Source organism: Intestinirhabdus alba, assembly GCF_009711095.1.
In the GTDB taxonomy this organism is placed as follows: domain Bacteria; phylum Pseudomonadota; class Gammaproteobacteria; order Enterobacterales; family Enterobacteriaceae; genus Intestinirhabdus; species Intestinirhabdus alba.
Map to the genome: position 1 here is coordinate 1 of NZ_WMJZ01000035.1, position 24,857 is coordinate 24,857.

Here is a 24,857-nt window from a genome sequence, read left to right on the forward strand (position 1 = left end):
CCGGATTTGGCTTTTTGTACTGCGTCCATGCTCAGCGCACGCAGCGCATTGCTTAAGGTTTTACGCCGTAACATGGGAAGACTCCTCACAGCGCAGCTGCGCCAGCAGCATCGCTTCCAGCTTCTCCTGATCCTGGGCAAACAGGCGAATCCCCTCGGCCAGCTTGTCTACCGCCATCGGGTCCTGGTGGTGCTGCCAGTAAAATTCAGCCTCGCTTAACGGGGAGGGGGGCGTCCGGGCCTCCACCGGCGGAGCCAGCGCTCTGACAAGTTCGCCCTCCCGGTGCGCCAGGGCGTCCAGTAGCGCCGGGGAAATGGTCAGGCGATCGCAGCCCGCCAGCGCCAGCACCTGCCCAACGTTGCGGAAGCTGGCACCCATAATCACGGTGGGATAGCGATGGGTTTTATAAAAATCGTAGATTCGACGCACCGACCGCACGCCGGGGTCCTGCTGCGGATCGTCGCTCGCCAGCAGCCCGCGCTCCTTGTACCAGTCGTAGATCCGCCCCACGAAGGGGGAGATCAGCCAGACGTTGGCCTCGGCGCAGGCCCGGGCCTGGGCAAAGGAGAAGAGCAGCGTCAGATTACAGTGGATCCCCTCTCTTTCCAGCTCCTCGGCGGCCTTAATCCCCTGCCAGGTGGCGGCCAGCTTGATAAGCACCCTGTTACGGTTAACGCCCTGCTCTTCATACAGGCGGATCAGCTTGCGCGCTTTCGCGACGCACAGGCCGCGATCGTAAGATAAGCGGGCGTCCACTTCGGTGGAGACTCTGCCCGGCACCAGCCGGAGCAGGGCGATGCCAATATTGACCGCCAGCCAGTCGCTGGCGTTAACCAGCTGCACCTTTTCGCTGCCGCCCTGTTCCCGCGCCCGGGCCATCGCCTGATGAATGAGCGGACGATAGACCGGCTGCGCCGCCGCCTGCAGAATCAGTGAGGGGTTGGTGGTGGCATCCTCCGGGGCATAGTCGCGGATAGCGGTAATATCACCGCTGTCGGCGACGACGGTGGTATACGCCCTGAGTTTTTCCAGCAGGGTCATGATGTTTTCTCCCCCCTGTCCGCGACGTCGGGATGAAGCAGCGTATCGTAGTAGTCAATACGCGCCACTTTCGCCGCGGAGCGGCCGGCCTCAAACTCGGCCTCCAGCCAGGCATCAACCAGCATCAGCGCCAGCTCGCCGCCGATGATCCGCGCGCCGAGGGTCATAATTTGCGCATTATTGCTTTTGCGCGCGCGGGAGGCGGAGTAGACGTCGTGGCATTGTGCCGCCCGGACGCCCGGCACCTTGTTGGCGACAATCGCCATACCAATACCGGTTCCGCACAGCAGAATGCCGCGCTCAAACGCCCCCTCCTTAATGGCGGAGGCGAGATTAAAGGCAATATCCGGATAAATTTGCTCATTGCCCGCCACGTCATGGCTGAAGTCAACAACCTCAACGCCTTTGTTCTGCAGATGCGCTTTGACCTGTTTTTTAAGACCGGTCGCCGCGTCATCCGCGCCGATAGCAACTTTCAACATCGTTATCTCCTCATAGACAGAAAAGGCTTATGAACTTTTGTTATGTTTCGGCGCATATGAGCGATGATGTTCGGGGTGAAGGTGCCGTTATGAGCAAAAGTTCATGTCGTGTTCATGTGTTTGGGAGATTATTAGCAGGAAAAATGAGCCATAAAAAGTGGCTCAGTGGTGGTTTTTGCGGAATTTACTCAAAATAAGAGGCGCTTCACATTTTCATATCGTGAACATTTGTCCGTCTCATATGAGCTGCTAGTGTTCATTTGCGATGATGTGCTGACGGCCAGTGGCCCGTCGACCGGGGAGTCATTCCAACACTCTGGAGAACAAAATGACCTGGATATTTAATCGACCTGCAGATTTCGCCAAAGAGATGGTGGCGGGGTTTGTGAATGCGCACGCTTCGCTGGTGCGCCAGGTTCCGGGCGGCGTGGTGCGCAATACGCAAAGCAGGCCGGGTAGCGTCGCTGTGGTGGTCGGCGGCGGTTCCGGACACTATCCGGCCTTCGCCGGGCTGGTCGGACAAGGACTGGCGCACGGTGCCGCTATGGGCAACCTGTTTGCTTCCCCTTCCGCACAACAGATCTGCTCGGTGGCGCGCGCCGCCAGTAACGGCGGCGGCGTGCTGCTGGCCTTCGGTAACTATGCCGGTGACGTTTTGCACTTTGGCCTGGCGTGCGAGAGGCTGCGTGCGGAGGGCATCCCCTGTGAAACCATTGCCATAACCGACGATATCTCCAGCGCGACGCTGGCGGAAAAAGAGAAGCGTCGGGGGGTGGCCGGCGATCTGGTGGTATTTAAAGCCGCCGCCGCCGCCGCAGAGCGTGGGGATTCGTTAGCGGAGGTGCTGGCGGTGGCCCGCCGGGCGAATGCCCGGACGCGGACGCTCGGGCTGGCCTTCGCCGGCTGCACGCTGCCGGGGGCCGAACGGCCGCTTTTTAGCCTCCCTGAAGGGCTGATGGGGTTTGGCATGGGGATCCACGGCGAGCCGGGCATTAACGATCTCCCCATTCCCAACGCCGACAGCCTGGCCGAAATGCTGACCGACGCGCTGCTGCAGGAGATCCCCTCAGAGGTTGCCGCCGTACCGGGAGCCAGAGTGGCGGTCATCGTTAATGGCCTGGGGGCGGTGAAATATGAAGAGCTGTTTGTTCTCTGGCACTACGTTGAACCGCGTCTGAAAGCGGCGGGCGTGACTATTGCCGATGTCCAGGTGGGTGAGTTCGTTACCAGCTTTAATATGGCCGGGCTGTCGTTGACGCTGGTCTGGCTTGACGAGGCGCTGGAAGCGCTGTGGCTTGCCCCGGCCTGCGCCCCCGCTTTTCATCGCGGCTCTGCCATCGTGCACCGGCCTCTGCCGGCGGATCGGCATGAGCTGGCTGTGGAGCCAACGGTGCGCCAGGGCAGCGCGGCCTCCAGAGAGGCGGCGGAATGCGTGATGCATATCCTGAACGCGGTGGAGGAGAATATTCTCGCCAACGCCGACGAGCTTGGGCGGATTGACGCTATCGCCGGCGACGGCGATCACGGCATCGGCATGAGCCGGGGCGTCAGCGCGGCCCGCCGGGCGGCTGAACAGGCGTGGCGTCAGGGGGCGGGCGTTGGCTCGCTGCTGCAGCGCGCCGCCGATGCCTGGGCTGATGAAGCGGGCGGCACCTCCGGGGCTATCTGGGGGGTGATCCTCAACACCCTGGGAACGGCGCTGGGGGATGAAGAACGGCCTGATGCGAAAAGCGTGGCGCAGGCGGTAGCGCAGGCCTGCGCCGGGGTGATGGCCTTCGGGAAGGCAAAGCCGGGTGATAAAACGCTGGTTGACGTGCTCAGTCCCTTCAGCGAAGCGCTGCGGGAGGCTGCTGAAAATCTGCCTCTGGCCGCAGCATGGCAGCGCGCTGCGGAGGTTGCGCAGCAGAGTGCGCAACGGACCGCGCAGCTGGTGCCGAAGATCGGCCGGGCCAGGCCGCTGGCGGAACGTAGCCTGGGAACGCCGGATGCCGGGGCCGTCTCTCTGGCAATGATAATTGTGACGACGGGCGACCGCCTGCAGGCGGCGGTGCCGGTGCAGCAGGATCGGGAGAATGTATGTCTGTAAAGGTTATTATTGGCATCAGTCATAAGACCTATTTTGGCTATGCCCGGACCCGGAGGTGGTGCGAGGAGGTGGCGGCCATCCTGCGCCGCCGCGGTGGGGCAGGCGAGGGGATGGAGCTGTTTACCTTCCCGGCGATGCCCGCCATTGCCGCCAGCCTGGCGGCCTTTGCCGACAGCGGAATGGCGGTGGGGGCGCAGAACGTCTGCGCCGCTCCCGCCGGTGCCTGGACCGGAGAGAGCAGCGCCGCCATGCTGCGGGAGATGGGCTGCCGCTATGTCGAAATTGGCCATGCGGAACGCCGACGCTATTTTGCCGAGAGCGCGGCGGAGATAAACCAGAAGCTCGACAGGGCGTTTGAGTGCGGGCTGACGCCGGTTATCTGCATCGGCGAGGCGTCAGAGATGCCAATGCAGGAGGCGGCGGCGTTTGCCATAGCCCAGGCCGACGAGCTGCTTGCCCGGCGAAAGCCGCCGCTGCCGCCGCTGATCTTCGCCTGGGAGCCGCAGTGGGCGATTGGCGCGCCGGCCCCGGCGAGCGATGACTATATTCGCTATGTCTGCCGGGCGCTGCGCGCCGAACTCCGGCAGCGCTTCGGCCCGCAATGTCGGGTTATTTACGGCGGCAGCGCCGGGCCGGGACTGCTTGGCCGCCTGTGGCCGGACGTCGACGGTATTTTTCTCGGCCGCTTTGCCCACCAGCCGTCGGCGCTGGAAGCCATTCTCAACGAGGCCGGAGAGATCGTCTGCGCCCGCTGACCCTCCGCCGTATTCCCGCAGGTTTCCATCCCACCGCGGGTGGAAATCTGCGTACTGAACCCAGGGAATTTTGATATACTCTGGCAAATGTTCACCCACTAAACAAATCCGCAGTCGAGGAGAAAAACGCTGAATGGACAAGCCCAGTGTGTCGCAGGAATATGAGTTACTCACTGAGATCGCCGTTGCTTATTATTGTGATGAGATAACTCAGGAAGAGATCGCGAATAAGTTCGGCTTCTCCCGTATTAAGGTTGGACGTCTGCTGAAGCGGGCCAAAGAGGAGGGGATCGTTGAAATCAGCGTCCGCTATCATCCCATTTTCAGTACCCAGCTGGAAAAACAGCTTAAAGAGCGCTTTCCCATCAGCCGGGCGCTGATCGCCCTTGACCATCAGGACGAGGAAGAGCAGCGCCGCCAGGTCGCCTCACTGGTGTCGGCGCATTTAAATAATGTGCTCAAAGACAACGTGGTGGTGGCGGTCGGGCAGGGAAGAAACGTGGCCTCGGTGGCGGAGACTTCCGGCGCGATTCAGGGGCGCGATTGCCGCTTTATCTGCGGCATTGGCGGGACCCATCGTCCCGGCGACGTGATTAACGCCGACCACATCAGCCGCCTGCTGGCGAAGAAATTCGGCGGCAGCAGCGAGTCGCTGTACGCCCCCGCCTATGTGGAAAATATTCAGCTGAAAGAGCTGCTGCTGCAGAATGGCACCATTAAAGAGACGCTCGATCGCGCGCGAAAGGCGGATATCGCCCTGGTGGGCATTGGCGATATGAATGAAGACAGCTATATGGTGAAGCTGGGATGGTTTACCCCGCAGGAGATCAGCGACGCCAGCCTCAACCAGGGGGTGATTGGCGATATTGCCGGGTACGACTTTTTTAACGCCCGCGGCGAGCACGTTAATACGGTAATGGATAACCGCGTAATTGGACTTAATATGGAAGAGCTAAAGCAAATTCCCTGCGTTATTGCCATTGCCTCTGAAAATACTAAGGCGATGGCCATTATGGGCGCGTTACGCACTGGCGCAATAGATATTATCGCCACCAGCGCGCGGAATATTCGTACGATTTTGAGTATGAGTCAGTAAATTTGCTTTTTGTCCCGTACTGCGCATATTGTTAGCTTGTTTTTCGCGCAAAACGGTCTTTTTGCCGCACGTTATGCTAAAAATCGCCCGAGGTAACTCTATATTATCCGCGCCACTGACCCCGTCGCCATGGAATGGTGGAACGTTGGAATAATTCTGCGGGGTCAGTCCATTCATTCTGCGGATAGCGGGCCTGCGGAAAAAAGCTCGCGTTATATTCTGATATTTTTGCGCCGGGCTGAGTAGCGGTTAAATACCTTCCGCCCGGCTTTTTCTGCGGTTCCTGGTGTATATACCCTAAATAATTCGAGTTGCATGACAAAACGCGGCGCGTTTTGAACAGCCCCCGGGTTGGCCCCGAAGGGGTGAGGCCTTCAGGCCGAATCACGCGGCAAGCGAGTGACAAATTCGTCAGGAACGAATTTGAACGGCCACAGGCCGCCTTTGGTGAGGGACAGGGATGTCCCTCATTCATCCCCGAGAGCATAGCGAACTATGTGACCGGGGTGAGCGACAAATCTGCCTGGAGCAGATTTGAACGCCGCGCAGCGGCGGCCCGTCAGGGCGAGTCTCATGGATGAGACGAGTAACCCGAAGCCAACACACATGCAGCTTGAAGTATGACGGGTATAGACGGAATAATTTACGTTATTCCCCGCGCTGGTTATCTGCCTGGATAAAATAAGCAGGCCAGCGCCGCGTTTTGTCATGCAGCCAGGGCGCTACGGCCTGCGGGCAATCAGCACCGCGCGGCGGGGGGCGGGATACCCTTCGACAGTTTTCATGCGATCCAGCGGATCGAGGAAGTCAGCCAGCGATTCGCTCACCATCCAGTCGGTGCGGCGCTGCTCATCGATGGTGGTCGTGCACACGTCGGCGATGCGTACATCGACAAATCCGCACTTCTCCAGCCACTTCTTCAGCGCCAGCGCGGAGGGAATAAAGTAAACGTTGCGCATCCGGGCATAGCGATCCCCCGGCACCAGCACGCTGTTTTCGTCGCCCTCAACCACCAGCGTTTCCAGTACCAGTTCGCCCTCTTTTACCAGTTGATCCTTAAGCTGCCAGAGATGCTCCAGCGGGGAGCGGCGGTGATAGAGCACGCCCATTGAGAAGACGGTGTCAAACGCCTGCAGCGCCGGCAGCTGCTCAATGCCCAGCGGCAGCAGATGGGCGCGCTGGTCGCCGCCCAGCAGTTTACGCACCGCCTCGAACTGGCATAAAAACAGCTGTGTCGGGTCAATGCCTACCGCCAGCCGCGCCCCGGCACCCACCATCCGCCACAGGTGGTAGCCGCTGCCGCAGCCGACGTCGAGGATCGTGCGCCCGGTCAGATCGGAGAGGTGCGGCAGTACGCGATCCCACTTCCAGTCGGAGCGCCATTCGGTGTCAATATCCACCCCGTACAGCGAGAACGGGCCTTTGCGCCAGGGCATCAGGTGGCGCAGCAGCGTTTCAATCCGCTTGCGCTGGCCCTCGCTCAGGGGCTGCTCGCTTTTGGCCGTTACGCCGTGGAGCAAATCCAGCTGCCAGGGCTGCAGCGCCGGCAGAAACTCCACCGCGTTGGCCCACTGTTTGAACAGACCGTGCTGCTCACGCTGCCAGACGGCAAGCTGCGCGGGCAGGGTTTCCAGCCAGTGGGAGAGGGGGCTTTTTGCGATGAGCTGATAGAAGTTGCCAAAGTCAGTCATGCCGCATCCTCAGCCTTCAGCGCCACCAGCGAGCCAAAGTTAAAGCACTGGAACCACAGCTCGCTGTGGCCGAAGCCGGCCTGACGGAGGCGCGCCTTATGGGTTTCCACGGAGTCGGTCAGCATGACGTTCTCCAGCATACTGCGCTTCTGGCTGATTTCCAGTTCGCTGTAGCCGTTGGCCCGCTTAAAGTCGTGGTGCATATTGAACAGCAGCTCCCCGACCCTGGCGTCTTCGAAGCTGAACTTCTCCGACAGGACCAGCGCACCGCCGGGGTTAAGCCCCTGGTAAATCTTGTCGAGCAGCGCCTGACGCTCGTCCGGCTCAAGAAACTGCAGGGTAAAATTCAGCACCACCATTGAGGCGTTCTCAATGGCGATATGGCGGATATCGCCCTCAACCACCGTGACCGGGGTCTGCGCTTTCCAGGCGTCGATATGGCGGCGGCAGCGCTCAATCATCGCCGGTGAGTTGTCGACGGCGATAATTTTGCAGCCGTCGTGATGAATATTGCGACGCACCGAGAGCGTCGCCGCGCCCAGCGAACAGCCCAGGTCGTAGACCTGCGTATGGGGCTGCACGAAGCGTTCGGCCAGCATGCCAATCATCGAAATAATATTGGAGTAGCCGGGAACGGAGCGCTGGATCATATCCGGGAAGACTTCGGCTACCCGTTCATCGAAGGTCCAGTCGCCCAGGCTGGCGATAGGCGCAGAAAAAAGCGTGTCGCGGTGAGACATAACGTAAAAATCCGGGGAAAAAATAAAGGGCCGTATTGTGCGCTAATGCAGGGAGAAAACCAACTCCCAGGGCATATACCAGAGATTCGCCAGCACCATCAGCAACAGCGCGCACCAGGTGGCGCTCATGGCGGAACGCCGCCAGCGAAACAGACGGTGATAGAACCCGTAGTAGTGCATCAGCCGACCGGCTACCAGCATAAGCCCGCAGAGGTGCACCATCCAGGTCGCGGCACCGTTCATCTCCATAAACAGCAGCAGAATCAGGGCGATAGGAATATATTCCACCGCATTACCGTGAATGCGAATGGCGCTCTGCAGCTCGCTAAAGCCGCCGTCGCCGTAGGCCACGTGATACTGCATACGCAGGCGAACAACGTCAAAAGAGAACTTAATCAACAGTAACGCACCCAGAACGGCATACAGCGCGCTGATCATACCAACTCCCTTGCAAAATAGCCGATGGCGTTGTCTATGATAGGTGGCAATTTCAGAAAAGAGAAGATTGTCGTGGAATGGACGGTGCCGGGCCGACTTCCGGCAGTGCGGCGTACAGCGATGCCCACAGCGTGTCCACCAGCTCCGGTGCCTGGGCGATATCGGGGGTGTGTAAAAAAAGATAGGGCGTGGCGCTCCCGGTCCACTGCGGTAGCTTCTGCAGCCAGTCGGCAAAGAATTGCTGGTTCTGGGCCATATCATCGCTGCCGATAAAGCGTATCAGCGGATTTTTCGCCGTCATCACCGCGTGCACCGGCACCCTGGGCTTTTTGCTCTGGGCGTCGCGCACCGCCTGGCTGTGGGGGCGGGCGGCGTGCACGGGGCGGCTGTCGAGGATAGTCCGGTTGATCCCGCGCTGGTGCAGCCCGCCGTTGAGCTGCCGCTCCTCTTCTCCTCTGGCGAAGAACGCCGGGTGGCGCACCTCCACGCCGTAGGTAAAGGCGTCGGGCAGGGCGTCGAGAAACTGCCACAGGGCGGGCAGATCGCGCGGGCCGAAGGTGGCCGGCAGCTGTAGCCAGTACTGACCGATGCGGTCGGCCAGCGGCGACATGCGGTTGAGAAATTCGGCCACCAGATCGTCGCACTGACGCAGGGCGGCCTGGTGGGAGATGGTGGCGGGAAATTTAAAGCAGAAGCGAAAGGCGTCCGTGGTCTGCGCGCGCCAGCGTTCGACCACCTCCGCTTTTGGCAGCGCGTAGAGGGTGGTATTGCCCTCCACGCAGTTAAAGTGGCGGGCGTAAGCCTCAAGGCTGTCAATACCGAGACGCACCCACTTCGCGTGCGACCACTGCGGCAGGCCCAGATAGATCATAGGGCGGTCAGGATCGTCTCGACGTCGCGCACCCGGGCGATGCGCGGGAAGATATGCGTCATGCTGCCCCGGTGCTGCTCGCTGCTTGCCGCGCTGCAGGCGTCTTCCGCAATCACCAGCTTAAAGCCCAGCTCCCAGGCGTGGCGCGCGGTGGACTCCACGCCGATATTGGTGGAGATGCCGCACAGCACGAGGGTGTCAACGCCGCGACGGCGCAGCTGCAGCTCCAGATCGGTGCCGTAGAAGGCCCCCCACTGGCGTTTGATCACCTCCAGATCGCCGTCGGCTTTCCCCAGCGCGGCCGGGTAGTCCCACCAGTTTTCCGGCAGCGCACCGGCCGCTGTCGGCGCGTCAACCGGCTGTTTTAGCGCATCGGCAAAGTCGTCCGCCCAGCCGACGCGCACCATCACCACCGGCGCGCCGCAGGCGCGGAAAGCCTGCGCCAGGCGTGCGGCGCGGGCCACCACGTCCCTTGCCGTGTGCGGCCCCCCGGCAAAAGGTAAAATACCTTCCTGTAAATCAATCACTACCAGCGCGGCGGTGGCGGCGTTCAGTTCCAGCATCACGTTTCCCCTTTTCTTGATACATGCCCGCCATACCTTAAGCGTAGACCGGCGCAAGGAGCGGGAAATTTTGTTAGTTTTTGTGAGCATGCGCAATACGTCGTGCTCAAACGCGCGTACAGTCGGTAGCGGCCCGGCAGCCCTGCCGCCGTGGAATCGTCCCCTGATGGGGCCGGCTCTTACCGTGCGGCAGAATTTCCAGTATAATAGCCGCCTTTTTTCATTCAGTTGTGACATTCAGCTAACGCTGCGACTGCGTCACCTGCACGGCAGGCGACACTCCGCCTGCAGCTAAGTTAAGGGATATCTCATGCGTACAGAATATTGCGGACAGCTACGTCTGTCCCACGTGGGGCAGCAGGTGACTCTGTGTGGTTGGGTCAATCGCCGTCGCGATCTTGGCAGCCTGATCTTTATCGATATGCGCGACCGTGAGGGTATCGTGCAGGTATTTTTCGATCCGGATCGTGCGGACGCGCTAAAGCTGGCCTCTGAGCTGCGTAATGAGTTCTGCATTCAGGTAACGGGCACCGTGCGTGCGCGTGAAGAAAAAAATATCAACGGCGAGATGGCGACCGGCGAAGTCGAAGTGCTGGCCTCCTCGCTGACCATCATCAACCGCTCCGACGCGCTGCCCCTTGACGCCAACCACGTCAATACGGAAGAGGCGCGGCTGAAGTACCGCTATCTCGATCTGCGCCGCCCGGAAATGGCCCAGCGGCTGAAGACCAGGGCGAAGATCACAAGCCTGGTGCGCCGCTTTATGGACGACCACGGCTTCCTCGACATCGAAACGCCGATGCTCACCAAGGCCACGCCGGAAGGCGCGCGCGACTACCTGGTGCCTTCGCGGGTTCATAAAGGTAAATTCTACGCGCTGCCCCAGTCGCCTCAGCTGTTCAAGCAGCTGCTGATGATGTCCGGCTTCGATCGCTACTATCAGATCGTCAAATGCTTCCGGGATGAAGATCTGCGCGCCGACCGCCAGCCGGAGTTCACCCAGATTGACGTGGAGACCTCCTTCATGACCGCTCTCCAGGTGCGTGAGGTGATGGAGGCGCTGGTGCGCCATCTGTGGCAGGAGGTGAAGGGCGTGGATCTGGGGGATTTCCCGGTGATGACCTTCGCCGAGGCGGAGCGCCGCTACGGTTCCGATAAGCCGGATCTGCGCAACCCGATGGAGCTGGTGGACGTCGCCGATCTGCTGAAAGAGGTGGAATTTGCCGTCTTCTCCGGCCCGGCGAACGATCCGAAAGGTCGCGTGGCGGCCCTGTGCGTGCCGGGCGGTGCCTCCCTGAGCCGCAAGCAGATCGACGACTACGGCAGCTTTATCAAGATCTACGGCGCGAAGGGGCTGGCCTACATTAAGGTTGTTGAACGCGCGAAAGGCATCGAAGGCATCAACAGCCCGGTCGCTAAGTTCCTGAACGCGGAGATCGTGGAGGCTATTCTGCAGCGCACCGGCGCTCAGGACGGCGATATGATCTTCTTCGGCGCGGACAGCCGGAAGGTGGTTGCCGACGCGCTGGGCGCTCTGCGCCTGAAGCTGGGTAAAGATCTGAACCTGACCGATGAATCCCGCTGGGCACCGCTGTGGGTCATCGACTTCCCGATGTTTGAAGACGATGGCGAAGGCGGCCTGGCCGCCATGCACCATCCGTTCACCTCGCCGAAGGACATGACCGCCGCCGAGCTGAAGGCCGCGCCGGAAAACGCGGTGGCCAACGCCTATGATATGGTCATTAACGGCTACGAAGTGGGCGGCGGCTCGGTGCGTATTCACAGCGGCGACATGCAGCAGACCGTATTCGGCATTCTGGGGATTAACGAGCAGGAGCAGCGCGAGAAGTTCGGCTTCCTGCTGGACGCCCTGCAGTACGGTACGCCGCCCCACGCGGGGCTGGCGTTTGGTCTGGATCGCCTGACCATGCTGCTGACCGGCACCGACAACATTCGCGACGTGATCGCCTTCCCGAAAACCACCGCCGCCGCCTGCCTGATGACCGAAGCGCCGAGCTTCGCGAACCCGGCGGCGCTGGGCGAGCTGGGCATTCAGGTGGTCAAAAAGGCTGAGAACAGCTGATATGGCTTATAGATACGGCTTCACTCGCCCCGCCGCACAGCGGCGCTCAGGAACATGCCTGTGAACGGCGAGGAGAAGCACGTCTATAAGCGGCCCGTTTCCGTCCTGGTGGTGATCTACGCCCGGGACACGAAGCGGGTGCTGATGCTGCAGCGACGCGACGATCCTGACTTCTGGCAGTCGGTTACCGGCAGCCTGGAAGAGGGGGAGAGCGCGTTGCAGGCTGCCGTGCGTGAAGTAAATGAAGAGGTCGCCATCGACATCATGGCGGAGCGGCTGACCTTAACTGACTGTCAGCGCACGGTGGAATTTGAAATTTTTTCACATTTACGTCATCGCTATGCGCCGGGGGTGGCGCGCAATACGGAATCCTGGTTCTGTCTTGCGCTGCCCCACGAGCGCCAGATTGTTTTTACCGAACACCTGGCCTACCGCTGGCTTGATGCGCCCGCCGCGGCGGCGCTCACCATGTCGTGGAGCAACCGGCAGGCGATTGAAGAGTTTGTAATTAACGTCGCCTGAAAGGGCGCGCTTTTTGAGGAACAGAGTTATGGCAGGTCATAGTAAATGGGCCAACACCAGACATCGTAAAGCTGCGCAGGACGCTAAGCGCGGTAAAATTTTCACCAAGATCATTCGCGAGCTGGTTACCGCAGCGCGTCTGGGCGGCGGCGATCCGGATGCCAACCCGCGCCTGCGCGCGGCGGTGGATAAGGCGCTGTCCAACAACATGACCCGGGATACGCTGAACCGCGCAATCGCGCGCGGCGTCGGCGGCGATGATGATGCAAACATGGAAACCATCATCTATGAAGGCTACGGCCCCGGCGGCACGGCGGTGATGGTTGAATGCCTGTCCGACAACCGTAACCGCACCGTGGCGGAAGTCCGCCATGCGTTCAGCAAGAGCGGCGGCAACCTTGGCACCGACGGTTCCGTCGCCTATCTGTTCAGCAAAAAAGGGGTGATCTCCTTTGAGAAAGGGGATGAGGACACCATTATGGAAGCGGCGCTGGAAGCCGGCGCTGAGGACGTGGTGGCCTACGACGACGGCGCGGTCGACGTCTACACCGCGTGGGAAGAGATGGGTAAAGTGCGCGACGCGCTGGAAGCGGCTGGCCTGAAGGCAGACAGCGCCGAAGTCTCCATGATCCCGTCCACTAAGGCGGATATGGATGCCGAAACCGCACCCAAGCTGATGCGTCTGATCGATATGCTGGAAGACTGCGACGACGTGCAGGAAGTTTACCATAACGGTGAAATCTCTGACGAAGTTGCCGCCACGCTGTGATAGCCGCACGTTTTCAGCCCGCCGGAGCGTCGCCGCTTCGCGCGGGTTCCGGCCCGACAGGAAATCTGCGCGTCCGGAGAGGCGCGGGGCGTCCCTTCTTCCGTGAGCTGAACGATAGGTATCGGCGGATGAGCACAACCAGAGGCGCGTGATGTCCATTATTCTCGGCATTGACCCTGGCTCGCGCATTACCGGCTATGGCGTTATCCATCAGGTGGGCAGGCAGCTCACCTGGCTGGGCAGCGGCTGTATTCGCACCAAAGTGGACGATCTGCCGTCGCGCCTGAAGCTTATCTATGCGGGCGTGTCGGAGATCATCACCCAGTTTAAGCCGGACTATTTCGCCATTGAGCAGGTGTTTATGGCGAAAAACGCCGATTCGGCCCTGAAGCTGGGGCAGGCGCGCGGCGTGGCGATTGTCGCGGCGGTTAACCAGCAGCTGCCGGTGTTTGAGTATGCGGCGCGCCAGGTGAAGCAGACCGTCGTCGGCATCGGCAGCGCCGAGAAAAGCCAGGTGCAGCACATGGTGCGCACTCTGCTGAAGCTGCCCGCCAATCCTCAGGCGGACGCGGCGGACGCGCTGGCTATTGCGATTACCCACTGCCATATCAGCCAGAATGCGCTGCAGATGAGCGAATCACGCCTCAATCTGGCCCGCGGCCGGCTACGCTAAATGCCGCCACTCAGGCAGCTATTGCCGGTGAGTGGCGGCGATCTCTTCTGGCGCGGAGTATTCTCCGGCGGCGTTTACAGCGGCGTATTTTCCGGGCTGGCTAATTTTTTCATTAGCGTTTTGCATTTCTGATAACTTAATCCCCTGGGCCAGATCTGAGGTTCGACCTGCCCCTGGATTTGCTTATCGGCCTCCGTGAAGGCATTTTTATCCTGCGCAATGCAGGCGGATATCAGCAAGTTATTTAGCGTGCGCGTGGAGGGATATTGCTTATAGCGATCGTGCCATCCTTGCAGCATATCATTCCATGAAACGATCTTATTTTCCCTGAGCAGAGAGGCCATCTCCGGCTGGAAGCTTATGGCGTTAAACCAGATATAAGCGTAATTCGCCATACCGGACCGCGCTTTGTTGTTTTCAGCAGCCAGTCGGGCAATTTTTTCAACCTCTTCCGCAGACCCTCCCCATTTAGGCAAGCGGGCCTCCATTGCCTGTAAATAAATATTCTGGTAGGCGGGATATTTTTTGCTGCCTTCTTCTAACGTATGGTAAAGAAGCGCTTTGTCCCCAAGGTTACGCGCCACTATTTCCATCTCCTGATACCAGGCCGCATCTTTATCGGCAATATCTTTATTTTTTAAGAGAAACGCTTTTTCCTGTTGCATTAGCTGTTTATATTCAGGCCATATGGACGGGTCCACCCCGCTGGCCGGGCCCTCGCCGCGTAAACGGGTCGCCCTGGCATTGAATTCCAGGGCCTGGAGCATTCTGGCGCATGTTGAGCCGGGGCTGGCCGCCAGCCATTTTTTGGCCACGAGACCGATACCGCTTTCCGGGGCGACCCCGGAGAAAGTGTCCACAATACTTGCCCAGACAACGACCAGCTTATGGGTGCCGCCGCTGGTGGCCGGAAAGTCGTTATTATACGCTGCAATCATTGCCTCAAGTTTTGCCCACTCGCCGCCGTGCATCCAGGAGAGCGTCTGCTGCTGAATGGCAATGCGCTCAAGGGTTTCCGTATTACTATCGGCACAGGCAATATACGGAATAATTAAAAAAGTACAGGCAATCAGTTTCCTGAATAACATTCTTCGCTCCGTGAAAAATAAGTGTTCAAATTAATTAAGAAATAGCAAACTCGCGCCTGATGAAGCTTTATCGTAAGCGATCTCCGGACAGCATCGGCAGGGCCGACGGGACGCTGCTAATAGCGATGCGTTCTGAAAGGGGATAAGTGATACGAAAGACAACGAATAAATACATTACGGCACCGACAATATTACCGTTAAATCAGTGGGGAGTATAGCGCCTTTATCTGTGCAGGCGGTCCGGAAACCGAGAAATAAAAAATAGATTCGCGCTGGCTGCCTCAGAGCAGAGAGGAAACAGCCCTGCTGGCGGAGGCAATGAGAAGTGACCGGGCTGTCCCGGCTCTGTCCGGGGCAGAGAAGCGGGGTTACTCGTTTTTGATCTGGATATCTATCCAGCATTTTTTTATCATACGTGCTGATATCGTGAGCCATAGCGCAGGAGCGTAGTGTGATAGGCAGACTCAGAGGCATCATCCTGGAGAAACAACCCCCGCTGGTACTGCTCGAAGCGGGCGGCGTAGGCTATGAAGTGCATATGCCGATGACCTGTTTTTATGAGCTTCCGGAGTGCGGAAAAGAGGCCGTTGTCTTTACCCACTTCGTGGTGCGTGAAGACGCGCAGCTGCTGTACGGATTTAACAACAGGCAGGAGCGCACGCTGTTTAAAGCGTTGATCAAAACCAACGGCGTAGGGCCGAAGCTGGCGCTGGCGATCCTCTCCGGAATGTCGGCCCAGCAGTTCGTCAACGCCGTTGAGCGTGAAGAGCCGGCGGCGCTGGTGAAACTGCCCGGCATCGGCAAAAAAACCGCCGAACGCCTGATTGTCGAAATGAAGGACCGCTTTAAAGGGCTGCACGGCGATCTGTTCACCCCGGCAGCCGATCTGGTGCTGACCTCGCCGGCCAGCCCGGCCGCCGATGACGCGGAGCAGGAGGCGGTTGCCGCGCTGGTGGCGCTGGGCTATAAGCCGCAGGAAGCCAGCCGGATGGTGAGTAAAATTGCGCGTCCGGACGCCAGCAGTGAAACGCTGATTCGCGAAGCGCTCCGCGCCGCGTTATGAGGTAAAGGATGATAGAAGCAGATCGCCTGATTTCCGCAGGCGCAACCATCGCAGAAGAGGTCGCCGATCGCGCCATACGTCCGAAGCTGCTGCAGGAGTATATCGGACAGCCCCAGGTGCGCGCCCAGATGGAGATCTTCATCCAGGCGGCGAAGCAGCGCGGCGACGCCCTGGACCACCTGCTGATTTTCGGGCCACCGGGCCTTGGCAAAACCACTCTCGCCAACATCGTCGCCAACGAAATGGGCGTTAACCTGCGCACCACCTCCGGCCCGGTGCTGGAAAAGGCGGGCGATCTGGCGGCGATGCTGACCAACCTGGAGCCGCACGACGTCCTGTTTATCGATGAAATTCACCGCCTTTCGCCGGTAGTGGAGGAGGTCCTCTATCCGGCTATGGAGGACTATCAGCTCGATATTATGATCGGCGAAGGGCCGGCGGCGCGCTCAATAAAAATCGACCTGCCGCCGTTTACGCTTATCGGTGCCACCACCCGCGCCGGGTCGCTCACCTCGCCGCTGCGCGATCGTTTCGGCATCGTGCAGCGCCTTGAGTTCTACCAGGTGCCTGACCTGCAATATATCGTCGGGCGCAGCGCCCGCTTTATGGGGCTGGAGATGAGCGAAGAGGGGGCGCTGGAGGTGGCGCGCCGCGCCCGCGGCACTCCGCGTATTGCCAACCGCCTGCTCCGGCGGGTGCGCGATTTTGCCGAGGTTAAACATGACGGTGCCATTTCGGCAGATATTGCCGCCCAGGCGCTGGATATGCTTAACGTTGACGCCGAGGGATTTGACTATATGGACCGCAAGCTGCTGCTGGCGGTCATTGATAAATTCTTCGGCGGGCCGGTAGGGCTGGACAACCTGGCGGCGGCCATCGGCGAGGAGCGGGAAACCATTGAGGATGTGCTGGAGCCGTATCTGATCCAGCAGGGCTTTTTGCAGCGCACGCCGCGCGGGCGTATGGCGACGGTTCGCGCGTGGAACCACTTCGGCATTACGCCGCCGGCGATGCCGTAGCCCACGGGCCTGCCGGAGACGGTTTCGTCTATCGGCAGGCCCGGGCAGTCAGGCGGCGTTTGCCGTCTTTCTTATCATGCTAAAAATAAACAGCAGCGCGGCGCACAGCACTACCGACGGCCCGGCCGGGGTGTCGTAAAAGGCGGAAAAGGTCAGCCCGCCCGTGACCGCTATCATTCCCACACCTGCCGCCATGGCCGCCATCTGCTCCGGCGTACGGGCAAAGCGGCGCGCGGTGGCCGCGGGGATAATCAGCAGTGAGGTAATGATCAGCGCCCCGACGAACTTCATCGCCACGCCGATGGTCAGCGCCGTCACCAGCATCAGCAGCAGCTTTACGCGCTGCAGCTTCACGCCGTCAACGAAGGCCAGCTCAGGGCTGATGGTCATCGACAGCAGGTTGCGCCACTGCCAGAGCAGGATCGCCAGCACGATGGCCACGCCGAGGGCCAGGGCGATCAGATCCTCCGGGGTGACCGCCAGCAGATCGCCAAACAGCCAGGACATTAAATCCACACGAATGTTGGACATCAGGCTGACGACGACCAGGCCCAGCGACAGAGCGCTGTGCGCCATAATGCCCAGCAGCGTGTCGATAGCAAGGTGCGGGCGTTTCTCCAGCCAGACCAGCCCGGCGGCCAGCAGCAGCGTTACGGCAATCACCGCGTAAAAAGGATTCACGTCCAGCAGCAGCCCAAAGGCGACGCCCAGCAGCGAGGCGTGCGCCAGGGTATCGCCAAAGTAGGACATCCGACGCCAGACCACGAACGAGCCCAGCGGGCCGGCGGCGCAGGAGAGCAGGATGCCGGCCAGCCAGCCGGGCAGCAGTAATTCAATCATGAGTGGCCGTTTCCCCGCCGCAAAATAATACGCCCCTGTAAATCGTGGCGATGGTTGTGATGGTGCCGGTAAATGCCCAGCTGTTCTGCAGCGCCGGGGCCGAACATCGAGATAAATTCCGGGTGGGTGGATACCACTTCAGGCGCGCCCGAACAGCAGATATGGTGGTTCAGACACAGCACCTCATCCGTTTTCGCCATCACCAGATGCAGATCGTGAGAAACCATCAGCACCGCGCACGCCAGCTCGCAGCGCAGACGGTCGATAAGATCGTACAGCGCCACCTGGCCGTTAACGTCCACCCCCTGAGTCGGCTCGTCGAGCACCAGCAGCTGCGGCTGGCTGAGCAGCGCGCGTGCCAGCAGCACCCGCTGGGTTTCACCGCCGGAAAGCTTCTGCATCGGGGCCTCTATAAGGTGTCCGGCCTGAACGCGCTTCAGCGCCGGCAGAATATCCGCTTTTCTGGCACCGGGCCGCAGGCGCAGGAAGCGGCTGACGGTGAGCGGCAGCGTGGCGTCAAGATAAAGTTTTTGCGGCACATAGCCGATGCGCAAATTTCCGTTGCGTCTGATGACCCCGGCGTCCGGGGTGACCAGGCCGAGCACAACGCGAACGAGCGTGGATTTTCCCGCGCCGTTAGGGCCGAGAAGGGTCAATATTTTTCCCGGCCTAAGCTCAAGCGACACGTCAGAGAGGACGCGGCGTTGAGCAAAAGAGACCGAGATATTTTCCAGTGAAACCAGGGTTGTCATGTCTGTTTTAGGCTTGCAGAAGTTATAGAATGTTATAATATCACATTTCTCGCATTTATTACGATGAGTCGTTGCATTATGTTACATAAAAATACGCTTCTTTTCGCAGCATTATCCGCTGCCCTGTGGGGCGGGGCAAGCCTCAGCGCCAGCGCCGCCGTGGTTACCTCCCTTAAGCCGTTAGGCTTTATCGCTTCGGCAATTACGGAAGGCGTGACGGAGACGGACGTACTGTTGCCGGACGGTGCCTCCGCCCATGATTACGCTCTACGCCCGTCTGACATAAAACGCTTACAAAGCGCAGACTTAGTTGTCTGGGTTGGTCCTGAGATGGAAGCGTTCATGAAAAAGCCAGTAAGCGGCGTTTCGGATAAGAGAAAGGTAACGATTGCGTACTTAAGTGAGGTTAAGCCGCTGCTGATGAAAGGGGCAGAGGAGGACGATGGTGAACATGAGCACGGCGGTGCGCACGCTGAAAATGAAGAGGCGCATCACCATCACGGTGAATATAATATGCATCTGTGGCTCTCGCCGGAAATAGCGCGGTTTACGGCGGTTGCAATCCATGAAAAATTAGTGGAACTTATGCCCCAGAGTCGAACCAAACTTGACGCCAACCTGAAAAATTTTGAGGCACAATTAGCCGCAACCGATAAACAGGTGGATAACGAGCTCGCGCCGTTCAAAGGGAAAGGATATTTCGTTTTTCATGACGCCTACGGCTATTATGAAAAGCATTACGGGCTGACGCCGCTCGGCCATTTTACCGTTAACCCTGAGATACAGCCCGGCGCGCAGCGTTTACATGAAATACGCACACAGTTGGTTGAGCAAAAAGCAGCCTGCGTTTTTGCTGAACCGCAGTTCAGGCCAGCGGTTGTCGAAGCCGTTGCGAGAGGGACATCCGTTCGTATGGGAACGCTGGATCCCCTCGGAACAAATATTAAACTGGGTAAAACAAGCTATTCGGCGTTTCTGAGCCAACTGGCAAACCAGTATGCGAGCTGCCTGAAAGGAGATTAATGAGGAAGTGAATACGTGCAACAGATAGCCCGCTCTGTCGCCCTGGCATTTAATAATCTGCCCCGACCCCACCGCGTTATGCTGGGGTCGCTTACCGTTCTTACCCTGGCCGTCGCCGTCTGGCGGCCCTATGTTTACCATCCCGATGACGTTCCCGTCGTTAAAACCGTCGTTCTGGAAAAAGACGAAGTCCACTCCCTGCTGCCCGAGGACAGCGAGCCTATCGATCAGGCACCACAGGAGGAGGAGGCGATACCTCAGGATGAGCTGGATGACAAAATCGCCGGCGAAACGGGCGTGCATGAGTACGTTGTCTCCACCGGCGATACGCTGAGCAGCATCCTCAATCAGTACGGCATTGAGATGGGGGATATCAGCAGGCTCGCCGCCGCGGATAAAGACCTGCGTAATCTGAAGATCGGACAACAAATTTCCTGGACGCTGACCGAGCAGGGCGATTTGCAGCGCCTGACCTGGGAAGTATCCCGCCGTGAAACCCGTACCTACGATCGTACGGACAACGGTTTCAAAAAGAGCAGCGAAATGCTGCAGGGCGAGTGGGTCAATAACCTGATTAAAGGCACCGTTGGCGGCAGCTTTGTTACCAGCGCCAAAGACGCCGGGCTGACCAGCGCTGAGATTAGCGCGGTCATCAAGGCGATGCAGTGGCAGATGGATTTCCGCAAGCTGAAGAAAGGCGATGAGTTCTCCGTGCTGATGTCGCGTGAAATGCTCGACGGGAAGCGCGAGCAGAGCCAGCTGCTGGGGGTGCGTTTACGTTCCAGCGGGAAGGACTACTATGCAATTCGCGCCGAAGACGGTAAATTCTACGATCGCAACGGCACCGGTCTTGCGAAGGGCTTTCTGCGTTTTCCAACCGCCAGGCAGTTCCGTATTTCGTCCAACTTCAATCCGCGCCGTCAGAACCCGGTTACCGGACGCATAGCGCCGCACCGGGGCGTCGATTTTGCCATGCCGCAGGGCACCCCTGTCCTTGCGGTCGGCGATGGTGAAGTGGTGGTCGCCAAGCGCAGCGGCGCGGCCGGTTACTATATCGCGATTCGCCACGGCCGGACCTACACCACCCGCTATATGCACCTGCGTAAGCTGCTGGTGACGCCGGGGCAGAAGGTGAAACGCGGCGATCGCATCGCCCTTTCCGGTAATACCGGGCGTTCTACCGGGCCGCACCTGCACTATGAGGTGTGGATCAACCAGCAGGCGGTCAATCCGCTGACGGCGAAGCTGCCGCATACCGAAGGGCTGACCGGAACCGAGCGCCGTGAGTATCTGGCGCAGGTGAAAGAGGTTCTGCCGCAGCTGCGTTTAGACTAAGCTTGCCGTAAACAGGGTCGGTACGCATCGTGTGCCGGCTCTTTTTATTTTTTAGGGGACAGGGCGTGCCGTCACGCCAGGCCGGGTTCCTTAACCGATCCCAGGCCGGCGTTGAATGGCGCAGGCCGGAGACGGGCCGCGTTTATGCATATCGGGGCCGTGGTGGTTAAGGAAGACAGCCTTAAGCAGATTTATTTTCGCGTCATCAGGTACTAAAAGCGCATGGAAACAAAGAAAAATAAGAGTGAATTCATTCCTGAGTTTGAGAAGGCTTTCCGTCATCCACGCTACTGGGGAGCCTGGCTGGGCGTAGCGGCGATGGCGGGGCTGGCCTTAACGCCCGCCACATTTCGCGATCCTTTGCTGGCCCGCGTGGGGCGCTTTGCCGGGAGGCTGGGCAAAAGCTCGCGCCGCCGCGCGTTGATCAATCTCTCCCTCTGCTTTCCTGAGCGCAGCGAAGCCGAGCGGGAGGCCATTGTTGATGAGATGTTCGCCACCGCTCCGCAGGCGATGGCGATGATGGCGGAGCTGGCCATGCGCGGTCCGCAGAAGATCCTGCCGCGGGTGGACTGGCAGGGGCTGGAAATCATTGAAGCGCTGCGCCGCAACGATGAGAAGGTGATTTTCCTCGTGCCCCACGGCTGGGGGGTGGACATCCCGGCCATGCTGATGGCGTCCCAGGGGCAGAAGATGGCGGCCATGTTCCATAACCAGGGCAACCCGGTGTTTGACTATGTCTGGAACACCGTGCGCCGCCGTTTTGGCGGCCGGCTGCACGCCCGTAATGACGGCATCAAACCTTTTATCCAGTCGGTGCGTCAGGGCTACTGGGGCTACTATCTGCCCGATCAGGATCATGGTCCGGAGCACAGCGAGTTTGTCGATTTTTTTGCTACCTATAAGGCCACGCTGCCGGCGATTGGGCGTCTGATGAAGGTGTGTCGGGCGCGGGTGGTTCCGCTCTTTCCTCTCTACGATGGCAAAACCCATCGGCTGACCATCCAGATACGTCCGCCGATGGACGATCTGCTGACCGCGGACGACGTCACCATCGCCAGGCGGATGAACGAGGAGGTGGAGGTTTTTGTCGCCCCGCACCCTGAGCAGTACACCTGGATCCTTAAGCTGCTGAAAACCCGCAAACCAGGCGAAATCCAGCCCTATAAGCGTAAAGATCTCTATCCCATCAGGTAGCGCCCCGCCGCTAATCCCGGCGCTTCGCGGCGAAATTCAGCCCCATTTCAGATAAGACGCGCTACCGCCTGCAGGAGAGTGATGACAAACCCCAGGCCGAACTCGTTCGGCCATAATCACCATAAAAATAAACAAGGAAAATCAATTCATTGATTTTCGGCTGTTAACCACAAAGAGGGAACACCACGTTTTTTCCCTCTTTGTCATCAACCTGAGGCCTCTCGCAGGAGAAGCCTCAGGCGGTTTAAGCGGGTTATTATTCGACGGTCAGGATGCGCGTGGTGTTCGTGGAGCCGATGGTGCTCATCACGTCGCCCTGGGTGACGATAACCAGATCGCCCGAAACCAGGTAACCCTTGTCGCGCAGCAGATTGACCGCTTCGCTGGCGGCCACCACGCCGTCGCCCGCGCTGTCGAAGTGAACCGGAGTGACGCCCCGGTACAGCGAGGTCAGATTCAGGGTGCGCTCATGGCGGGACATGGCGAAAATAGGCAGGCCGGAGCTAATGCGCGAGGTCATCAGCGCGGTGCGTCCTGACTCGGTCATCGTGATAATGGCCGTTACCCCTTTCAGATGGTTAGCCGCGTACATCGCCGACATGGCGATCGCCTCTTCGACGTTGTCGAACTGGACGTCCAGACGATGTTTTGAGACGTTGATGCTGGGGATTTTCTCCGCGCCAAGGCAGACCCGCGCCATCGCGGCAACGGTTTCCGCCGGATACTGTCCCGCCGCCGTTTCCGCGGAGAGCATCACCGCATCGGTGCCGTCCAGCACCGCGTTCGCCACGTCCATCACCTCCGCACGGGTCGGCATCGGGTTGGTGATCATCGATTCCATCATCTGGGTGGCGGTAATGACCGCGCGGTTCAGCTGGCGTGCCCGACGGATCAGCGCTTTTTGAATCCCGACCAGCTCCGGATCGCCAATTTCGACGCCGAGGTCGCCGCGGGCGACCATCACCACGTCGGAGGCGAGAATAATGTCATCCATCGCGTTCTGATCGCAGACGGCCTCGGCGCGCTCTACTTTGGCGACGATCTTCGCATCGCAGCCCGCTTCCTGCGCCAGGCGGCGAGCGTAGTTCAGATCTTCGCCGCAGCGCGGGAAGGAGACCGCCAGATAATCCACACCGATCTGCGCGGCGGTGATAATATCCGCCTTGTCTTTTTCGGTCAGCGCCTCTGCGGAAAGCCCGCCGCCGAGCTTGTTGATGCCTTTATTGTTGGAGAGCGGACCGCCGACGGTGACCTCGGTGAAGACCTTCATATCCTGCACTTCCAGTACCTTCAGCTGTACGCGGCCGTCGTCGAGCAGCAGAATGTCGCCGGGCACCACGTCCGCCGGCAGCCCCTTGTAGTCGATCCCGACCTTTTCTTTGTCGCCTTCACCTTTGCCCAGACCGGCATCAAGCAGGAACTTATCGCCAGTGTTAAGGAAAACCTTGCCCTCTTTAAAGGTGGAGACGCGGATTTTTGGCCCCTGAAGATCGCCGAGTATTGCCACATGCCGCCCCAGCCTGGCGGCAATGTCACGAACCTTATCCGCGCGCAGTTTGTGATCCTCAGGCGAGCCGTGGGAGAAGTTCATCCGCACCACGTTAGCGCCAGCGGCTATGATTTTTTCAAGGTTGTTATCACGATCGGTGGCCGGACCTAACGTCGTCACGATTTTGGTTCTGCGAAGCCTTCTGGACATGTAATACTCCGTTGACTGAAACACCTTGGTGTTGCGTGAATAGTGAACCGGCGGCTCTGCAACCTTAACGGCTAAATAAGAACATCGCCGGATGACGAAAAGGGTAGAACATTGTTATAGCTTTTAGCGTTTATCGCTCTTAGTGAGCAACTCTTTATCAAAACGCGATTCCCTGAGCGCTTCCTTGACACGCTTCAAGTTATCTCTGAATTTTGCTCCGCGACGTAAAGTAAATCCTGTTGCCAGCACATCTATCACGGTCAGCTGGGCGAGACGGGAGATCATGGGCATATAAATGTCAGTATCTTCCGGTACGTCCAGGGTAATCGCCAGCGTTGCCTCCCGGGCCAGCGGCGTGTCCGGAGAGGTGAGGGCGATAACCATCGCGTCGTTCTCGCGAGCCAGCTGCGCCAGCTCCACCAGACTTTTGGTTCTACCGGTATGGGATATCAGCACCACCACGTCGTCCTCGCTGCAGTTCATACAGCTCATTCGCTGCAGGACGATATCCTCGGAGTAGATCACCGGTACGTTGAAGCGAAAAAACTTGTTCATCGCGTCGTGCGCCACCGCCGCCGAGGAGCCGAGGCCAAAGAAAGCGATCTTCTTTGCCTGGGTGAGCAGATCCACCGCGCGGTTGATCGCTGACTTATCGAGGGATTGACGAACGTGATTGAGCCCCGCCATGGCTGATTCAAAAATCTTGGCGGTATAGGATTCCACGCCGTCGTCCTCATCGACGTTGCGGTTAACATACGGCGTGCCGTTTGCCAGACTTTGCGCCAGATGCAGTTTAAAATCAGGAAAGCCGCGGGTGGCCATGCTGCGGCAGAAGCGGTTTACCGTCGGCTCGCTGACGTCTGCCCTGACGGCCAGCGCCGCGATGCTTGAGTGAATAGCCCGCTCGGGTGAGGCGAGGATGACGTCGGCGACCTTGCGTTCTGACTTGCTTAAATGTTCCAGCCGGGACTGAATTTTTTCCAGCATATTCATAATGTAAAGATGCTCATGGATAATGACGATTGCGACAATGC

At 59.3% G+C, this 24,857-nt stretch carries 24 protein-coding genes; 12 read left to right on the forward strand and 12 right to left on the reverse strand.

All coding sequences use genetic code 11. The annotated features are described in order from the left end of the window. Positions 1-60 precede the first annotated feature (60 nt). Both tal and rpiB read right to left on the reverse strand, forming a co-directional pair. Positions 61-1,041, reverse strand: coding sequence for a transaldolase (tal, locus tag GJV78_RS19115; RefSeq protein ID WP_155109806.1), 981 nt, complete (start codon positions 1,039-1,041; stop codon positions 61-63). After that, complete coding sequence (gene rpiB, locus GJV78_RS19120; RefSeq protein WP_155109807.1) at positions 1,038-1,523, reverse strand: ribose 5-phosphate isomerase B; 486 nt, start codon at positions 1,521-1,523, stop codon at positions 1,038-1,040. The genes tal and rpiB overlap by 4 nt, the downstream gene beginning before the upstream one ends. A gap of 328 nt (positions 1,524-1,851) precedes the next feature. On the opposite strand from rpiB, the gene GJV78_RS19125 reads away from it, so the two are divergent. The 3 genes from GJV78_RS19125 (at position 1,852) to GJV78_RS19135 (ending at position 5,460) form a co-directional block, all read left to right on the forward strand. Continuing rightward, positions 1,852-3,609 carry a dihydroxyacetone kinase family protein gene (locus GJV78_RS19125; RefSeq protein ID WP_155109808.1) on the forward strand — a complete coding sequence of 586 codons (1,758 nt, stop codon included), beginning with the start codon at positions 1,852-1,854 and terminating at the stop codon, positions 3,607-3,609. Next, on the forward strand, positions 3,600-4,364 hold the full coding sequence (locus GJV78_RS19130) for a triose-phosphate isomerase family protein (protein WP_155109809.1): 765 nt from the start codon (positions 3,600-3,602) through the stop codon (positions 4,362-4,364). The genes GJV78_RS19125 and GJV78_RS19130 overlap by 10 nt, the downstream gene beginning before the upstream one ends. Positions 4,365-4,497: 133 nt before the next feature. Continuing rightward, the gene (locus GJV78_RS19135) at positions 4,498-5,460 is read left to right on the forward strand and encodes a sugar-binding transcriptional regulator (protein ID WP_155109810.1); all 963 of its coding nucleotides are present in this window, start codon (positions 4,498-4,500) and stop codon (positions 5,458-5,460) included. A 722-nt stretch (positions 5,461-6,182) separates the two neighbouring features. Here the strand turns inward: GJV78_RS19135 and cmoB are convergent. Genes cmoB through GJV78_RS19160 form a run of 5 tightly spaced genes read right to left on the reverse strand, consistent with a single transcriptional unit; the run spans position 6,183 to position 9,763 of the window. Then, the gene (gene cmoB / locus GJV78_RS19140; protein WP_155109811.1) at positions 6,183-7,151 is read right to left on the reverse strand and encodes a tRNA 5-methoxyuridine(34)/uridine 5-oxyacetic acid(34) synthase CmoB; all 969 of its coding nucleotides are present in this window, start codon (positions 7,149-7,151) and stop codon (positions 6,183-6,185) included. Then, entirely contained in the window at positions 7,148-7,891 is a 744-nt protein-coding gene (gene cmoA, locus GJV78_RS19145) for a carboxy-S-adenosyl-L-methionine synthase CmoA (protein ID WP_155109812.1), read from the reverse strand. Before cmoA ends, cmoB begins: the two co-directional genes overlap by 4 nt. 42 nt (positions 7,892-7,933) lie before the next feature. Then, positions 7,934-8,329: an MAPEG family protein gene (locus GJV78_RS19150; RefSeq protein ID WP_155109813.1), complete on the reverse strand. Its 396-nt coding sequence runs from the start codon at positions 8,327-8,329 to the stop codon at positions 7,934-7,936. Positions 8,330-8,381: 52 nt separating this feature from the next. After that, entirely contained in the window at positions 8,382-9,200 is an 819-nt protein-coding gene (locus GJV78_RS19155; protein ID WP_155109814.1) for a DUF72 domain-containing protein, read from the reverse strand. After that, positions 9,197-9,763 carry a hydrolase gene (locus tag GJV78_RS19160; RefSeq protein WP_155109815.1) on the reverse strand — a complete coding sequence of 189 codons (567 nt, stop codon included), beginning with the start codon at positions 9,761-9,763 and terminating at the stop codon, positions 9,197-9,199. The genes GJV78_RS19155 and GJV78_RS19160 overlap by 4 nt, the downstream gene beginning before the upstream one ends. Before the next feature lie 310 nt (positions 9,764-10,073). Here GJV78_RS19160 and aspS point away from each other — a divergent pair, with 310 nt between their 5' ends. The 4 genes from aspS (at position 10,074) to ruvC (ending at position 13,810) form a co-directional block, all read left to right on the forward strand. After that, positions 10,074-11,846 (forward strand): aspartate--tRNA ligase, encoded by a 1,773-nt coding sequence (aspS, locus tag GJV78_RS19165; protein WP_155109816.1) that lies wholly within the window; start codon positions 10,074-10,076, stop codon positions 11,844-11,846. 60 nt (positions 11,847-11,906) lie between these two features. Beyond that, a complete protein-coding gene (gene nudB, locus GJV78_RS19170; RefSeq protein ID WP_330998827.1) occupies positions 11,907-12,368 on the forward strand; it encodes a dihydroneopterin triphosphate diphosphatase in 462 nt (153 codons plus the stop codon). A gap of 28 nt (positions 12,369-12,396) precedes the next feature. Beyond that, a complete protein-coding gene (locus GJV78_RS19175; protein WP_155109818.1) occupies positions 12,397-13,137 on the forward strand; it encodes a YebC/PmpR family DNA-binding transcriptional regulator in 741 nt (246 codons plus the stop codon). 151 nt (positions 13,138-13,288) lie between these two features. Continuing rightward, positions 13,289-13,810, forward strand: a complete 522-nt coding sequence (gene ruvC, locus GJV78_RS19180) for a crossover junction endodeoxyribonuclease RuvC (protein WP_155109819.1) — start codon at positions 13,289-13,291, stop codon at positions 13,808-13,810. A 74-nt stretch (positions 13,811-13,884) separates the two neighbouring features. Here ruvC and GJV78_RS19185 read toward each other — a convergent pair whose 3' ends face one another. Continuing rightward, positions 13,885-14,898 carry a DUF4034 domain-containing protein gene (locus GJV78_RS19185; RefSeq protein WP_155109820.1) on the reverse strand — a complete coding sequence of 338 codons (1,014 nt, stop codon included), beginning with the start codon at positions 14,896-14,898 and terminating at the stop codon, positions 13,885-13,887. A 451-nt stretch (positions 14,899-15,349) separates the two neighbouring features. Between GJV78_RS19185 and ruvA the strand changes: the two genes are divergently transcribed. Both ruvA and ruvB read left to right on the forward strand, forming a co-directional pair. Then, positions 15,350-15,961, forward strand: coding sequence for a Holliday junction branch migration protein RuvA (gene ruvA / locus GJV78_RS19190; protein WP_167519656.1), 612 nt, complete (start codon positions 15,350-15,352; stop codon positions 15,959-15,961). A gap of 8 nt (positions 15,962-15,969) precedes the next feature. After that, the gene (gene ruvB / locus GJV78_RS19195) at positions 15,970-16,980 is read left to right on the forward strand and encodes a Holliday junction branch migration DNA helicase RuvB (RefSeq protein WP_155109821.1); all 1,011 of its coding nucleotides are present in this window, start codon (positions 15,970-15,972) and stop codon (positions 16,978-16,980) included. Between the two features lie 48 nt (positions 16,981-17,028). Here the strand turns inward: ruvB and znuB are convergent, their stop codons facing one another. Then, positions 17,029-17,820 (reverse strand): zinc ABC transporter permease subunit ZnuB, encoded by a 792-nt coding sequence (gene znuB, locus GJV78_RS19200; protein WP_155109822.1) that lies wholly within the window; start codon positions 17,818-17,820, stop codon positions 17,029-17,031. Next, complete coding sequence (gene znuC / locus GJV78_RS19205) at positions 17,817-18,572, reverse strand: zinc ABC transporter ATP-binding protein ZnuC (protein ID WP_155109823.1); 756 nt, start codon at positions 18,570-18,572, stop codon at positions 17,817-17,819. The genes znuB and znuC overlap by 4 nt, the downstream gene beginning before the upstream one ends. A 78-nt stretch (positions 18,573-18,650) precedes the next feature. Here znuC and znuA point away from each other — a divergent pair, with 78 nt between their 5' ends. From znuA to lpxM, 3 genes are all read left to right on the forward strand, one after another. Next, positions 18,651-19,595 carry a zinc ABC transporter substrate-binding protein ZnuA gene (znuA, locus tag GJV78_RS19210; RefSeq protein ID WP_155109824.1) on the forward strand — a complete coding sequence of 315 codons (945 nt, stop codon included), beginning with the start codon at positions 18,651-18,653 and terminating at the stop codon, positions 19,593-19,595. A gap of 15 nt (positions 19,596-19,610) precedes the next feature. After that, complete coding sequence (gene mepM, locus GJV78_RS19215) at positions 19,611-20,930, forward strand: murein DD-endopeptidase MepM (protein WP_167519657.1); 1,320 nt, start codon at positions 19,611-19,613, stop codon at positions 20,928-20,930. Between the two features lie 222 nt (positions 20,931-21,152). Beyond that, positions 21,153-22,124, forward strand: coding sequence for a lauroyl-Kdo(2)-lipid IV(A) myristoyltransferase (gene lpxM / locus GJV78_RS19220; protein WP_155109825.1), 972 nt, complete (start codon positions 21,153-21,155; stop codon positions 22,122-22,124). 256 nt (positions 22,125-22,380) lie between these two features. Here lpxM and pyk read toward each other — a convergent pair whose 3' ends face one another. Both pyk and GJV78_RS19230 read right to left on the reverse strand, forming a co-directional pair. Beyond that, positions 22,381-23,823, reverse strand: coding sequence for a pyruvate kinase (pyk, locus tag GJV78_RS19225; RefSeq protein ID WP_155109826.1), 1,443 nt, complete (start codon positions 23,821-23,823; stop codon positions 22,381-22,383). Positions 23,824-23,946: 123 nt separating this feature from the next. Beyond that, positions 23,947-24,816, reverse strand: coding sequence for a MurR/RpiR family transcriptional regulator (locus GJV78_RS19230; RefSeq protein WP_155109827.1), 870 nt, complete (start codon positions 24,814-24,816; stop codon positions 23,947-23,949). Between the last annotated feature and the right edge of the window lie 41 nt (positions 24,817-24,857).

Excerpts from the sequence above, each read along its gene's own strand:
- tal (WP_155109806.1), bottom strand. The coding sequence starts at position 1,041 with ATGACCCTGCTGGAAAAACTCAGGGCGTATACCACCGTCGTCGCCGAC.
- rpiB (WP_155109807.1), bottom strand. The coding sequence starts at position 1,523 with ATGTTGAAAGTTGCTATCGGCGCGGATGACGCGGCGACCGGTCTTAAA.
- GJV78_RS19125 (WP_155109808.1), top strand. The coding sequence starts at position 1,852 with ATGACCTGGATATTTAATCGACCTGCAGATTTCGCCAAAGAGATGGTG.
- GJV78_RS19130 (WP_155109809.1), top strand. The coding sequence starts at position 3,600 with ATGTCTGTAAAGGTTATTATTGGCATCAGTCATAAGACCTATTTTGGC.
- GJV78_RS19135 (WP_155109810.1), top strand. The coding sequence starts at position 4,498 with ATGGACAAGCCCAGTGTGTCGCAGGAATATGAGTTACTCACTGAGATC.
- cmoB (WP_155109811.1), bottom strand. The coding sequence starts at position 7,151 with ATGACTGACTTTGGCAACTTCTATCAGCTCATCGCAAAAAGCCCCCTC.
- cmoA (WP_155109812.1), bottom strand. The coding sequence starts at position 7,891 with ATGTCTCACCGCGACACGCTTTTTTCTGCGCCTATCGCCAGCCTGGGC.
- GJV78_RS19150 (WP_155109813.1), bottom strand. The coding sequence starts at position 8,329 with ATGATCAGCGCGCTGTATGCCGTTCTGGGTGCGTTACTGTTGATTAAG.
- GJV78_RS19155 (WP_155109814.1), bottom strand. The coding sequence starts at position 9,200 with ATGATCTATCTGGGCCTGCCGCAGTGGTCGCACGCGAAGTGGGTGCGT.
- GJV78_RS19160 (WP_155109815.1), bottom strand. The coding sequence starts at position 9,763 with ATGCTGGAACTGAACGCCGCCACCGCCGCGCTGGTAGTGATTGATTTA.
- aspS (WP_155109816.1), top strand. The coding sequence starts at position 10,074 with ATGCGTACAGAATATTGCGGACAGCTACGTCTGTCCCACGTGGGGCAG.
- GJV78_RS19175 (WP_155109818.1), top strand. The coding sequence starts at position 12,397 with ATGGCAGGTCATAGTAAATGGGCCAACACCAGACATCGTAAAGCTGCG.
- ruvC (WP_155109819.1), top strand. The coding sequence starts at position 13,289 with ATGTCCATTATTCTCGGCATTGACCCTGGCTCGCGCATTACCGGCTAT.
- GJV78_RS19185 (WP_155109820.1), bottom strand. The coding sequence starts at position 14,898 with ATGTTATTCAGGAAACTGATTGCCTGTACTTTTTTAATTATTCCGTAT.
- ruvB (WP_155109821.1), top strand. The coding sequence starts at position 15,970 with ATGATAGAAGCAGATCGCCTGATTTCCGCAGGCGCAACCATCGCAGAA.
- znuB (WP_155109822.1), bottom strand. The coding sequence starts at position 17,820 with ATGATTGAATTACTGCTGCCCGGCTGGCTGGCCGGCATCCTGCTCTCC.
- znuC (WP_155109823.1), bottom strand. The coding sequence starts at position 18,572 with ATGACAACCCTGGTTTCACTGGAAAATATCTCGGTCTCTTTTGCTCAA.
- znuA (WP_155109824.1), top strand. The coding sequence starts at position 18,651 with ATGTTACATAAAAATACGCTTCTTTTCGCAGCATTATCCGCTGCCCTG.
- lpxM (WP_155109825.1), top strand. The coding sequence starts at position 21,153 with ATGGAAACAAAGAAAAATAAGAGTGAATTCATTCCTGAGTTTGAGAAG.
- pyk (WP_155109826.1), bottom strand. The coding sequence starts at position 23,823 with ATGTCCAGAAGGCTTCGCAGAACCAAAATCGTGACGACGTTAGGTCCG.
- GJV78_RS19230 (WP_155109827.1), bottom strand. The coding sequence starts at position 24,816 with ATGAATATGCTGGAAAAAATTCAGTCCCGGCTGGAACATTTAAGCAAG.